Raw genomic sequence first — 12,127 nt, forward strand, 5'->3', positions numbered from 1 at the left:
ACACAGAATTTACATAAACACCTTATATAATAAAAGGTATCGAGAAAAATCTGTGTCCGTCTGTATGTTATCTCCAAACCCGTTTACCTGAAAGCTTTTTCCGCCTCACGCCTCAAAGCACGCCAGCCGGGCATCTGTTTCAGTTCGCGACGGATAGGAGCATCGTAAAGCAAGAAGAGAAGGAACAGCAGAAGGCAGGCGTAAATCACCCAGCCATAGATTTGCTTGATGCTCACTTCCATCATCCGTTCGATGAACCCCGGCATATATCCGCCTAAATCGAAAGGCGAGGAGCTGACTGCTACGTTATCAATAGCAGTGCCGTAACGCGCCAGATTATCCGCCATGTAGTAAGACAGACCTTCGGTATAGACGGCTGCCCCCAGTACACCGCCTACCACCATGTGCAGCATATTGAACACACTCAACGCCTGGAAGAAGTGCTGAAACGTCATAATTTCTTCCAGACAGACCATAAACGTAGCACTCAGTACGGCATAGGCGAATCCACGGCACGCTACAGGCAGATAAAGCTGAGAAATATGAATTTCTGACGAAAGCGTGAAATAAAAGCCTACAAGATAACACGCCAGCACAGCTATGCCTACCGCCAGAAGGCGCAAATAACTGAACCGTCTTACGTGCATCCACCAGTAAGCGAAAAGACAGCCTGCCACCACACCCGCCAGCACCAGCCAATCGAGCCGGACGCTGACCAACGCCTCATAATGCATCACGCTCTCGTAGAACACTTCTTCCAGCGAACGTTCGGCGGCAAGGTACATTTCGACCAGCATAATGAGCAGCAAGATGGGGAAAAGATGCCTGTATGTCCACATCTTCGGTTCGAGGAAAGGATGGCGCACATGAAGCATCCGCCCGACACACACCGCCAGCGTGGACACAATCATCACTGCCAGCACGCGAATAACAGGACTGTTCCACCAGTCGTAAAACTCTCCGTAACAGAAGAAATAAGCCACTTCCAGCAAGAGCAGCGCCCACAACAAGGCTCCCAGCCAGTCGATGCCGAAAAGCGGGAACTTTTTGACGATGCGGAAATGCCGTGTACAAAGGGTGATTATCAACAAGTCAACCATCATCACCCCCGCCATGAACCAATGCATGTACGACCAATGATAGTAATGCATCAGATAAGTGGCAAGAAGGTCGGACACCTGCATGCTCCCTAATATAATAATGTGCAGCATGGGGAAGAACACCGTGAAATCACGCTTTGGCGTCATCCAAAGCTGGATGGTGGACATACATTCGAAAGTACCCTGTATCTTGCAGATGCCCTCCACGAAACAGATTACCCAAAGCAAGGGCAGGAACGTAACGTGTGGTGCAGCCAAGTTGCACACCAACACACCCGTAGCAGATACCGCCAGCAACGTCTTGTTGGTGAAACGGAACTTCATCCGGAACAGCAGAGGGAAATAAATCGCCATTCCCGCCAGGTTGGCATAAAGACACATTAGCAAGTCCTCGCGCATCAGGGTGGTTTCACCCATCATCTCTGCCAGCGTACCCAGATAAAGCCCTCCCGAAAGCTGGAACGTGACTGCCATAAAGACATAAAGCCAGGGCTGCATGAGACGGGGCACAAAGCCGCGGACCATCGGCATCGTGAACGGTCCGTTAAGTACAGGCGCTCCCATCTCAACGCTTCACTTTACATTCCACATTCAGCCCGGCACGCAGAAGACTCAGCTTCTCCACATCGTTACCTTTCAGGCTGATACGGACAGGCACGCGCTGTTCCACCTTTACAAAGTTGCCTGTAGCATTGTCTTGTGGGATGAGCGAGAAGGCGGCTCCCGTGGCATCCGAGATAGATTCCACCGTGCCGGTATAGGTCACACCCGGAACGGCATCGGCGGTAAGCATCACTTCCGAGCCTACATGAATGTGCGGAAGTTGGGTCTCACGGTAGTTGGCAATGACCCACAAGTCCTGCCCGTCTACGATATCCACCATTGTTTGTCCGGGCTGCACCAGCTGCCCTTCATGAATATCCTTGCGCCCCGTCACGCCGTCGCAAGTGGCGACAATCACGGTGTACGACAGGTTCAGCTTTGCCAAATCCACGGCTGCTTCCGCCAGCCGGATGCCCGCTTCGTTCTGCTCCAGCCGGTGCGTCTGCTCATCACGGGTGAGGGCGGTCGATTGCTTGGCACGCAAGAGCTGTTCATAACGTGCCTTAATAGCTTCGTATGCCGTGTGCACCTGATCGTATTGCTGGGATGTCACGGCATCCTGCTCCAGCAGCTTTTCATAGCGGTGCCATTCACGCTCGGCGTTCTGCATCTGCACCCGCACTTCTTCGATGCCCGCATCGCTTACACGCAGGTTGTTTTGTGTAGTAGCGATACCGGTCGATGTGGCACGGCGTCCCGAAAGGGCATTGGCAAGGTCGGCTTCCGCTTGGGCAAGGCGCAGGCGGAATTCGGTGTCTTCTATCACGAGCAAGGTGTCTCCCTTGCGCACCGGCTGGTATTCTTCGAAACAAATCTTCTTGATAAAACCCTGCACACGGGTATTGACGGGCGTAATATGTTGGCGCACCTGCGCATTATCGGTATATTCCACGCCCAAATGAATGAAGCGCGAGCAAACGTAAACCAGTCCCACGGCAAGCAGGGCAATCACTACGGTATTATAAATCTGTTTTTTAGTCTTTCTTGTAAGCATAAGTCTATTGAGTTTGGTAGTTAAGAAATTAAAAAATTAAGAAGTTAAGAAGTTAAGAAGTTAAGAAGTTAAGGAGTTAAGGAGTTAAGAAGTTAAGGAGTAAAAACTATTGGCTTAACTCCTAACGAAGCGAAGCGGAGTGATAACTCCTCAAACTCCTTTAACTCCTTAAAATTACAACGTATGTGTCACATATCTCATCTGATAATAATGGTAAACCAAGTCGATGCGGGCGTTCACCAGTGCAAGATCGGCGCTCAGTTTGGTGTTGCCGGCATCCAACATGTCGGTCAGCAGGGCAAGCTCGTTGCGATAACGGTTGCTGGTCACGCTGTAGTTCTCATTAGCAAGCTGCACGTTCTTCTCCTGAGTCCGCAGTTCGGTAAAAGCAGTCAGCAGAGAAGTATAGCTTGCCTGCACGGCATTTTCCACCTGCTCTTGTGCCAGCCCGTGTGTCTCTTGCGCCCGGCGCACGTTCAGCCGTGCCTGCTTCAGCTTGCGGGTATTCTTGAAGAGCGACGAGAAGTTATAACTCACACTTACGCCCACGTACCAGTAGTTGAAGTTGTTGTCCAAAACGGGTACTTCGATAGTGATAGGTCCATCCAGATGTTCGGCGGCAAAGAGCGACACCTTAGGCAAGCGTTCCGAGCGTTCGCGTTTCACCAGTTGCTTGCTCGTCTCGATGCCCGTCGCCGCCTTCCGCAAGTCGATGTTGGTCTGTGTGGCAAGCTCCTGCCAGTCATTTTCGCTTAGTGTCTGCACTTCGGTGGCAAGCAGGGTTGTGTCAGGCACGACGACCGTCTCTTCGGGCAAGTGCAGGATAGTCACCAACCGGTGGTTTACTATCTTGCACGCATCGTTCACCTTCGCCAATTGCAGTTTCAGATTTTCTTTCTGAAACTCATAGCGGGTGATGTCGTTTTGCAAAGCGGTGCCCTGCTCGCGCCGTGCCTGCATGTCGGCTATCACCTGCAGGGCGAGGGCGAGGTTTTTTTCCAGTACCTGCGCCTGGTTGTTCAGCTTGTACAAGTCGAGGTAATATCCCACGAGCTGGAAGCGGACATCCTGCCGGTTCTTCTCCCAGTCCAGTTCCGCCTTTTGCTTATCAAGCCTTGCCAACTCGATACCGCTGTTCACCGCCCCTCCGGCATAGATAACCTGTTGGGCTTCGAGGGCGAAATTGTTCCCCCAGTGGGGCATGTCAATGTGGGTGGCATTGCCAAAATCGCGGTTCCACAGCTTCCCGTCGCCCCAATAGCTGCCCGAAAGCGAGGCGCTGATGTCAGGCAGACGTTGCGCTTTTGCCGCCTTCAGCGCTTCGGCGGCAGCTTCTTTTCCTGTCGCATACGCCTGTATGCTTGTACTGTTCGCATCGGCAAGGCGGAACAGTTCATCGATGCCCATCACTCGCGGTTGGGCACAAAGGTGCAGGCTGCATAGTGCCACCAAGCAAGGCACTATGAGCCTAAAGTTTTTGCTCATAATGTAACTGATTAAAAAATGGTTGAATGAAAAAATGGAAATCCTCCGTTATCGTGTACCAAAGCCAGCCATCAAATCAAAGCCGCCACGCCCCATGCGTGGAAATCATGAATTTTGTTACTAAAACGGACGATGTAAGTTTTCTTCTGTGTCATATTCGTAGGGCGGACTCTTTCTAAATCCGGCGCGAAGTTAGAAAAACAATCCGCAAGTTGTAACCTTACAAGCGCTGCATTTTGCATTTCTTTAACAAAAAAGCTACATATATCACACAAGCGAATATACATCAAAAACTCATTCCAAATCAGCACACGATAAATTCAAAACAGTTCACCATGTTTCTTTCCAGATTTCAAAAGAAAACACAAAAACACCGCTTAAAAAAGAGCCGTACTGAAAACAGAGGTTGTCATCCCTTAATTCTTGTTATAAAACATTTTATTTTAGTCAAAACATTTGCATATTTCCCAGAAGTCCGTACCTTTGCAACGTGTTTTTCATAGTATTAGATTTAAGGTTAACAAAGGTTGGAGTACAGCGGTACTCCTTTTTTTATGTCCATAGGTTTGGACATTACGCTTTTGCCTATAGTTTCATGCCTTTACAGCCCTAAAGAGTTTGCAGGAATGGTATTCATAGCTTTCAACGCATATAGGTCTATCCGCTGTAAGATTATTAATCTTCAGGCTGCAAGATTATTAATCTTACAAGCGGAAGATTATTAATCTTACACCAGACGAAGTTATCTGCGCTGAGAAAAGAAGATAATAACAACCTTTTAAATAATCTGAATACTACCCATTTATTTAAACCTTACCGCTACTCCTATCAGATGGTTGACCGGCTCCCCGTTAAGGCTGGCAGGGATGAAGTAAGGCAGGTTGCGGACCACCTCGCAAGCAATGGAATCCATTTGGCGGTATGAACGGGCATCAGGCGCAAATACCTTTGCCGACCTTGCGAGGGTGACGTGACAAGGTAATCCCATTTTATTAACCACAAAAGAAACCACAGAGATGCCTTCACCGATGTGGATGTCCTTCACGGCTTCCTGTATGTAGTGTTCCAAGCCCGTATTATATTCCGATCCGTGGGGCTTAGGAATGGAAAACTCCGGCCCGCTGTCCGCATATCTGTAGACCGTATCCCCGTCTATCATGTCATAAACCGGCTTTCCGGTCTCACGCTCCAAGGTTATCGGTTCTTTGTCCGGTTCCTTTACCTGTATCGTATCGGTTTCAGCCGCAAGCGGAGTCCCTGTCTTCTGCTGTCCTCCGCAGGCTCCTAAGGCAAGCAATAAGAAACATATCATCGGTTTCATACGCACATAAGGTTTTGGTCTCTGCAAATTTAGGGAAAAGAAGGGAAAAGCGCAACCGCAAGATTCTTCATTCTTCGTTCTTCATTCTTCATTTAAATTCGCTATCTTTGCAAAAGTTATTTAGTATCAAAGAAAAAACATACGCTATATGGAAAAGAAATTCAAACGGACTACAGTCACCTCGGCACTGCCTTACGCCAACGGACCGGTCCACATCGGACACCTGGCGGGCGTATATGTGCCTGCCGACATCTATGTGCGCTACCTGCGCCTGAAGAAAGAAGAAGTATTATTTATCGGAGGCTCGGACGAGCACGGCGTGCCCATCACCATCCGCGCCAAGAAGGAAGGATGCACGCCGCAGGACATCGTGGACCGCTATCACACGCTCATCCGCGACTCGTTCAAGGAGTTCGGCATCTCGTTCGATGTGTACGGGCGTACCACTTCGAAGGTGCACCACGACACGGCATCGGCATTCTTCCGTACCCTTTACGACAAAGGCGAGTTCGTAGAAAAGACCTCGATGCAATACTACGACGAGGAAGCAAAGACTTTCCTTGCCGACCGCTACATCACGGGCGAATGTCCGCGTTGCCACGCCGAAGGTGCTTACGGCGACCAGTGCGAGAAGTGCGGTTCTACGCTCTCGCCTACCGAACTTATCAACCCGAAGAGTGCCATCAGCGGAAGCCAGCCGGTGATGAAGGAAACCAAGCACTGGTACCTGCCGCTCGACAAGCACGAGGCATGGCTGCGCCAGTGGATTCTGGAAGACCACAAGGAATGGCGCCCCAACGTGTACGGCCAGTGCAAGTCGTGGCTCGACATGGGACTTCAGCCGCGTGCCGTAAGCCGTGACCTCGACTGGGGTATCCCCGTTCCGGTAGAGGGAGCCGAAGGCAAGGTGCTCTACGTATGGTTTGACGCACCTATCGGCTACATCTCGAACACCAAGGAATTGTTGCCCGACTCGTGGGAGAAATGGTGGAAAGACCCCGAAACACGCCTCGTACACTTTATCGGAAAGGACAACATCGTGTTCCACTGCATCGTGTTCCCCGCCATGCTGAAGGCGGAAGGCAGCTATATCCTGCCCGACAACGTGCCGGCAAACGAGTTCCTGAATCTGGAAGGAGACAAGATTTCCACCTCACGCAACTGGGCGGTATGGCTGCACGAATACCTGCAAGACTTCCCCGGCAAACAGGACGTATTGCGCTACGTACTCACCGCCAACGCTCCGGAAACAAAGGACAATGACTTTACATGGAAAGACTTCCAGGCACGTAATAATAATGAACTGGTAGCCGTATACGGAAACTTCGTGAACCGTGCCCTCGTGCTGACCCACAAATATTTTGAAGGCAAAGTGCCCGCCTGCGGCGAACTGAACGATTACGACCGGGCAACCCTGCAGGAATTTGCAGACGTAAAAGCCCAGGTAGAAAAACTGCTTGACGTATTCAAGTTCCGCGATGCACAGAAGGAGGCAATGAACCTTGCCCGCATCGGCAACAAATACCTTGCCGACACCGAACCGTGGAAGCTGGCAAAGACGGATATGGACCGTGTGGCAACCATCCTCAACATCGCCCTGCAACTGGTAGCAAACCTTTCTATCGCCTTCGAACCGTTCTTGCCTTTCAGTTCGGAAAAGCTCCGCAAGATGCTGAACATGGAAACCTTCAGCTGGGAACAACTGGGACGCACCGACCTGCTGGAAGCCGGACACGCCCTGAACAAGGCGGAACTGCTCTTCGAAAAGATAGAAGACGACGTCATCCAGGCACAAGTGGACAAGTTGCTTGCCACCAAGAAGGCAAACGAAGCTGCCGCCTACAAGGCAAACCCTGTGAAGCCGACCGTCAGCATCGAGGACTTCGACAAGCTGGACATCCGCGTAGGCACGGTGCTGGAATGCGAGAACGTGCCCAAGATGAAGAAACTCTTGAAATTCAAGATAGCCGACGGGCTGGAAAACCGCACCATCGTGAGCGGCATCGCCCAGCACTACAAGCCCGAAGAATTGGTGGGCAAGCAGGTATTGTTCATCGCCAACCTCGCCCCGCGCCAGTTCAAGAACGGCTTAGTGAGCGAAGGCATGATATTGAGTGCCGAAAACTTCGACGGCTCGCTGGCGGTCACTTCGGTCTTGCGTGAAGTGAAGCCGGGAAGCGAAGTGAAGTAGCTTTTTATTTTCACCACAGATTACACAGATTAAGTAATTAAAATAAAAACACAGAGGCAATCCTAATAAATAAATCTGTGTAATCTGTGGTGAAAAAAACACCAACCCTATGCCCGAACAATCATTAAAGGAAAAGACCGCGAAAGGACTATTTTGGGGAGCCGTTAACAACGGTGCCCAGCAATTGCTCGTGCTCGTATTCGGCATCATCCTGGGGCGGATGCTCGGACCGGCGGAGTACGGCATGGTGGGGATGCTCACCGTCTTTACACTTATCGGGAACTCATTGCAGGAAAGCGGCTTCCGAGCCGCACTGGCAAATGTAAAGCACATCCGGCACGAAGACTATAACGCCGTATTCTGGTGCAGTCTCGGCATCGGCGTGTGTGCCTACCTCGTATTGTTCTTCTGCGCCCCGCTGATAGCCCGTTTCTATCATGAACCTGCCCTTATCCCGTTGGCGCGTTATTGCTTTCTTGCCATTCCCATTGCCAGCCTGGGCACGGCGCAAGGAGCTTATCTTTTCCGCAATCTGAAAGTACGCCAGCAGGCACTTTCGGGCATCATCGCCCACATCCTATCGGGATGCCTGGGCATCACGCTTGCCTACCACGGATTTTCCTACTGGGGCATCGCCACACAAAGCCTTACATACCTGATTGTCGTGACAATATGCAGCTGGTATTTCTCGCCGTGGCGCCCTACGTTCCGAATTGATTTCCGCCCGCTGAAGCCGCTCTTCGCTTTCAGCAGCAAGTTGCTCATCACCAATATCGCCAACCAGCTGAACAACAACCTGCTTTCGGTCATACTGGGAAAATACTTCAACCCACAAGCGGTGGGCAATTATAACCAAGCCAATAAATGGAACGCCACGGGGCATCAATTTATTACAGGAATGATGGGCAGCGTGGCACAACCTGTACTGGCAAGCATCAGCGACGACCGCGAACGCTCCCTGCGCGTATTCCGCAAGATACTCCGCTTCTGTGCCTTCCTTGCTTTTCCGGTGATGTTCGGACTCTCTATCGTGACACACGAGCTGATTCTCCTGACCGTAGGCGAAAAGTGGACAGGCAGTATCCCCTTGATGCAATTGCTCTGCATCGGAGGTGCCTTCGTTCCCCTCAACACCCTCTTCTCCAGCCTCATCATCAGCCAGGGGAAATCGGACATCTATATGGGAAATATCATCGCACAGGTCGGGCTCCAGCTCCTCACCGTCTTAGTATTAATACAACTGGGCGGAAGCATCTACGCAATGGTGGTCGTGAACGTGTGCCTCAACATCGTATGGCTGTTCGTGTGGCAAGGCTTTGCCCGGCGGTTCATCGGACTAAAAGTAAAAGCCTTACTACTCGACCTGCTTCCTTTTCTCTGTTCCGCATTGCTTGCCTGCTCGGCAGGGTGGCTGAGTGCCTATATGGCAGGAGGCCCGCTCGCCGTCACTTTTCTTACGAAAGTCATTGTAGCGGCAGGGTGCTATTTCCTCGTCATGAGGATCGCTCGTGCCGAAATCATGCAAGAATGCATCGATTACCTCTTCAAGAAGAAACGGGCGTAAACCGTTTGCAAACTAACGGAACTTTGCTACATTTGCGGAAACAATCAAAATACCAACCCATTATGAAAACAGAACCTAACATCAAAGATAAAGTGGCTTATATCATCGCCGTAATCAGCGAATTTGCCACAGCCCATTCGCTTACCCCATCACAAGCCTATCGCTATTTAGACAGGTTTAAAGGCATCGACTTTGTGACTCGTTTTTATGATGTCGAACACACCTTTTCCTTTGAGGATGTGATAGCAGACCTCACTTCTTATTGCCACCGGAAAGGAGGAGCGTTAGTATGATACTTTATCACGGTTCAAATATTGACATCACGTCGGTCTTCAAATACGGCGATTCACGGCAGGACTGATAAACAAAAACCAGTTCATCGAAGAACTGAAATATATGAAAGGAGTCACCATCCAATATTTTTTCGGCACAGAAAAAGCAATCCGTTATCTGAAAAAACTCGAAACCCTATGACCAAAGAAACATTTATGATAGAAGAACTATCCAAGGAAATCGTGCTCCTCTTAATGGAAGAGCACGGAATGGATTTGAAAGAAGCCCTCCGCACACTCTATACTTCGGACACCTATGCCAAGCTGACAAACCTCCGCACGGGGCTGTTTTCGCAAAGCACCGCATACGTGTACGAATACCTTGAGCACGAACTGGCAACAGGGAAAATGGCATAAAAACAATCTGCGTTTCAAGAATTAGCATGCCCACCCTCTACGTCATCAGCCCGCCACGGGAGATATTCGAAGGCATTCGTCCCGAAGTGAGGCAGCACATCGTGATGCTGCCCGACTTCCTGCGCTATCCCTCCGGACGATTCAAAGGAATCACCCGAAGCCTGCTGGCGGGACGCATCCCCTTGCCCAAGCGAATCTTATATTATTGGTTCCCGAAGAAATACTTCGACCGGATTATCCATGCTGAGGCAGGCGATGCCATCTTGATTTACGAAGCGTGCAACGTGCGGGTGCTCCGCGCCATCCGCCCTTACCTGCCCGAGGGAGTGCCCTGCTACATTTACTATTGCAACCCCGTCGGCACCACCTTCCGCCGTCCTGCCGAAGAACTGCAAGCCATCCGAGTCCTCGGATACCGCCTGACGAGCTTCGACCCCTGCGAGGCGGAACGCTACGGAATGGCATATACTGGACAATACTTCCGTTATCCCGAACATCAGCCCGACAACATCGACTCCGATTGCTTCTTCTGCGGCCTGCCCAAAGATCGCGCCGGCACGCTGCAACGCCTCCGCACACGCCTTGAAGCCGAAGGCCTCACGTGCGATTTCGTTATCCCCCACACGCCGGCGGAGAAGCTCACCTATCCCCAGTACCTCGACCGCCTTGCCCGCACGCGCTGCGTTATTGACATCAGCCAGAAGGGACAGACCGGCCTGACGCGCCGCCCCCTCGAAGCCCTCTTCTACGGCAAAAAGCTCTTGACCGATAATCCGGAGATAGCACGCTATGACTTCTACCGTCCGCAAAACGTCTTTATCCTTGGCAAGGATCCGGAAGAACAGCTCCGCGCCTTCATCGAAAGCCCCCTTGCCGAAGTGCCCGAAACCGTCCGCGCCGCCTACGACGTAAACGAGTGGATAAGGCATTACCTGCCGTGATTTTTACAATCATAAAAAAGAATACCGCAAACATCCCATGTAGAGGCATATTGCATACGTCCGAATGTGCCAACTTATCCACACGGATGTTTTCGGGACACGGTTTTTGGGGACCGGAAGACACTTTCCTCTGCTTCGAAGGTGGATTATCGGAAAATAAAACTAACTTTGGACGTGAATTTAAGACAACTCAATTATGACCGATTACATAGCTACTTGGTTCTACCGCGAATCGGCGGACGAGGCGAGCTTCTACCCGCAGATGGGGCAGAAGGGCGACTCAGCACTGGTGCACTCGGTGTATATGCAGATACAGGTGCCTTTCTTCCGCACCTTCCGGCACTATAACCCTGCGGCACGGCTGCTGTTCTTCACGAATCTGAAGCGTGAAGGATTGCCCCGTTTCCTGCTGGAATTGTTCGATGAATTAAGCGTGGAGACCGTCACACTTCCTTATACACGGCGTCCGCCGAAGGGATGGTACGAAGCATGGCAGAACCAATTCTATCTATACGATATTCTTAGCGGGATGGACGGACGGATGCAGGCGGATGATACGTTGCTGGTGTGCGATGCTGATTGTTTGTGCCGTATGCCGCTTGACCCACTTTTCGATGAAATCCGCAACAATGGGAGTGCACTCTATGAGTTTATCACCGACCGTTCCGCTACTATTAACGGCATCACCCTGCCGCAGATGGAAGCGTTCTACGAAGCCTGCTACAACAAACCTCCCCGTTTGCCACTTGCTTACTACGGAGGGGAATTCATCGGGCTGAGAGGCGACAACGTACGCCGTATCAATGAGGCATATCCTGAACTTTGGGCGTTCAACCTTGCCCAAGCCGGCCTCCAAGCTCCCAAACTGAACGAAGAAGCGCACGTGCTCAGCATGCTTGCCGAGCGGCTGGACTTACGCAATGCCATAGCAAACCGTTATGTAAAGCGGATGTGGACTTCTCCGCAATTCAACAACGTCCGTCCCGGAGACGAGCATCTTGCCGTATGGCATCTGCCTTACGAGAAAAAGCGGGGGCTGTACCGCCTCTTCCGGCTCCTCGAAAAGCAAAAAGGCCTGGGCGATGAGGCCCGCTTTTGGGAAAAGGCAAAAGCGTGGACGGGCGTGCCTGCCGTGAGCCTCGTCAAGCGTCTGCGCGACCGGTGGACAACCTTGCGGATGCGATTCGATTGATTTACGATTTTACTATTTACTATTTATGCGAATCAGAAGTTAAACGT

Annotated in this window: 10 protein-coding genes and 1 pseudogene; 7 read left to right on the forward strand and 4 right to left on the reverse strand. The window is 51.1% G+C overall.

Features of this window, described 5'->3' with window-relative positions:
* Positions 1-83: 83 nt before the first annotated feature.
* The 4 genes from H9625_RS05465 to H9625_RS05480 form a co-directional block, all read right to left on the reverse strand.
* Complete coding sequence (locus tag H9625_RS05465; RefSeq protein ID WP_087207663.1) at positions 84-1,664, reverse strand: hypothetical protein; 1,581 nt, start codon at positions 1,662-1,664, stop codon at positions 84-86.
* Between the two features lies 1 nt (position 1,665).
* Entirely contained in the window at positions 1,666-2,697 is a 1,032-nt protein-coding gene (locus H9625_RS05470; RefSeq protein WP_191763332.1) for an HlyD family secretion protein, read from the reverse strand.
* 174 nt (positions 2,698-2,871) lie between these two features.
* Positions 2,872-4,182, reverse strand: coding sequence for a TolC family protein (locus tag H9625_RS05475; RefSeq protein WP_191763334.1), 1,311 nt, complete (start codon positions 4,180-4,182; stop codon positions 2,872-2,874).
* 802 nt (positions 4,183-4,984) lie between these two features.
* Positions 4,985-5,503: an energy transducer TonB gene (locus tag H9625_RS05480; RefSeq protein ID WP_191763335.1), complete on the reverse strand. Its 519-nt coding sequence runs from the start codon at positions 5,501-5,503 to the stop codon at positions 4,985-4,987.
* Between the two features lie 148 nt (positions 5,504-5,651).
* On the opposite strand from H9625_RS05480, the gene metG reads away from it, so the two are divergent.
* The 7 genes and pseudogenes from metG to H9625_RS05510 all read left to right on the forward strand — a co-directional run bounded on the left by metG (position 5,652) and on the right by H9625_RS05510 (position 12,080).
* Positions 5,652-7,694 carry a methionine--tRNA ligase gene (gene metG, locus H9625_RS05485; protein ID WP_022039227.1) on the forward strand — a complete coding sequence of 681 codons (2,043 nt, stop codon included), beginning with the start codon at positions 5,652-5,654 and terminating at the stop codon, positions 7,692-7,694.
* A 109-nt stretch (positions 7,695-7,803) separates the two neighbouring features.
* A complete protein-coding gene (locus H9625_RS05490; protein WP_191763337.1) occupies positions 7,804-9,258 on the forward strand; it encodes a lipopolysaccharide biosynthesis protein in 1,455 nt (484 codons plus the stop codon).
* 62 nt (positions 9,259-9,320) lie between these two features.
* Positions 9,321-9,551, forward strand: coding sequence for a DUF3791 domain-containing protein (locus H9625_RS05495; protein WP_022039229.1), 231 nt, complete (start codon positions 9,321-9,323; stop codon positions 9,549-9,551).
* Between the two features lie 31 nt (positions 9,552-9,582).
* Positions 9,583-9,732: pseudogene (locus tag H9625_RS17600) on the forward strand (DUF3990 domain-containing protein); the annotation flags it as partial.
* Positions 9,729-9,947 carry a hypothetical protein gene (locus tag H9625_RS05500; RefSeq protein WP_022039230.1) on the forward strand — a complete coding sequence of 73 codons (219 nt, stop codon included), beginning with the start codon at positions 9,729-9,731 and terminating at the stop codon, positions 9,945-9,947. The pseudogene H9625_RS17600 and the gene H9625_RS05500, both read left to right, overlap by 4 nt.
* 26 nt (positions 9,948-9,973) lie before the next feature.
* Positions 9,974-10,888 (forward strand): hypothetical protein, encoded by a 915-nt coding sequence (locus H9625_RS05505; RefSeq protein WP_191763338.1) that lies wholly within the window; start codon positions 9,974-9,976, stop codon positions 10,886-10,888.
* 196 nt (positions 10,889-11,084) lie between these two features.
* Complete coding sequence (locus tag H9625_RS05510) at positions 11,085-12,080, forward strand: hypothetical protein (protein ID WP_191763340.1); 996 nt, start codon at positions 11,085-11,087, stop codon at positions 12,078-12,080.
* Positions 12,081-12,127: the final 47 nt, after the last annotated feature.

Source organism: Phocaeicola intestinalis (assembly GCF_014837065.1).
In the GTDB taxonomy this organism is placed as follows: Bacteria; Bacteroidota; Bacteroidia; order Bacteroidales; family Bacteroidaceae; genus Phocaeicola; species Phocaeicola intestinalis.

What these genes read in the sequence shown, in the direction of transcription:
- H9625_RS05475 (WP_191763334.1), bottom strand. Translation starts at nt 4,182, where the DNA reads ATGAGCAAAAACTTTAGGCTCATAGTGCCTTGCTTGGTGGCACTATGC.
- H9625_RS05490 (WP_191763337.1), top strand. Translation starts at nt 7,804, where the DNA reads ATGCCCGAACAATCATTAAAGGAAAAGACCGCGAAAGGACTATTTTGG.
- metG (WP_022039227.1), top strand. Translation starts at nt 5,652, where the DNA reads ATGGAAAAGAAATTCAAACGGACTACAGTCACCTCGGCACTGCCTTAC.
- H9625_RS05480 (WP_191763335.1), bottom strand. Translation starts at nt 5,503, where the DNA reads ATGAAACCGATGATATGTTTCTTATTGCTTGCCTTAGGAGCCTGCGGA.
- H9625_RS05465 (WP_087207663.1), bottom strand. Translation starts at nt 1,664, where the DNA reads ATGGGAGCGCCTGTACTTAACGGACCGTTCACGATGCCGATGGTCCGC.
- H9625_RS05505 (WP_191763338.1), top strand. Translation starts at nt 9,974, where the DNA reads ATGCCCACCCTCTACGTCATCAGCCCGCCACGGGAGATATTCGAAGGC.
- H9625_RS05495 (WP_022039229.1), top strand. Translation starts at nt 9,321, where the DNA reads ATGAAAACAGAACCTAACATCAAAGATAAAGTGGCTTATATCATCGCC.
- H9625_RS05470 (WP_191763332.1), bottom strand. Translation starts at nt 2,697, where the DNA reads ATGCTTACAAGAAAGACTAAAAAACAGATTTATAATACCGTAGTGATT.
- H9625_RS05500 (WP_022039230.1), top strand. Translation starts at nt 9,729, where the DNA reads ATGACCAAAGAAACATTTATGATAGAAGAACTATCCAAGGAAATCGTG.
- H9625_RS05510 (WP_191763340.1), top strand. Translation starts at nt 11,085, where the DNA reads ATGACCGATTACATAGCTACTTGGTTCTACCGCGAATCGGCGGACGAG.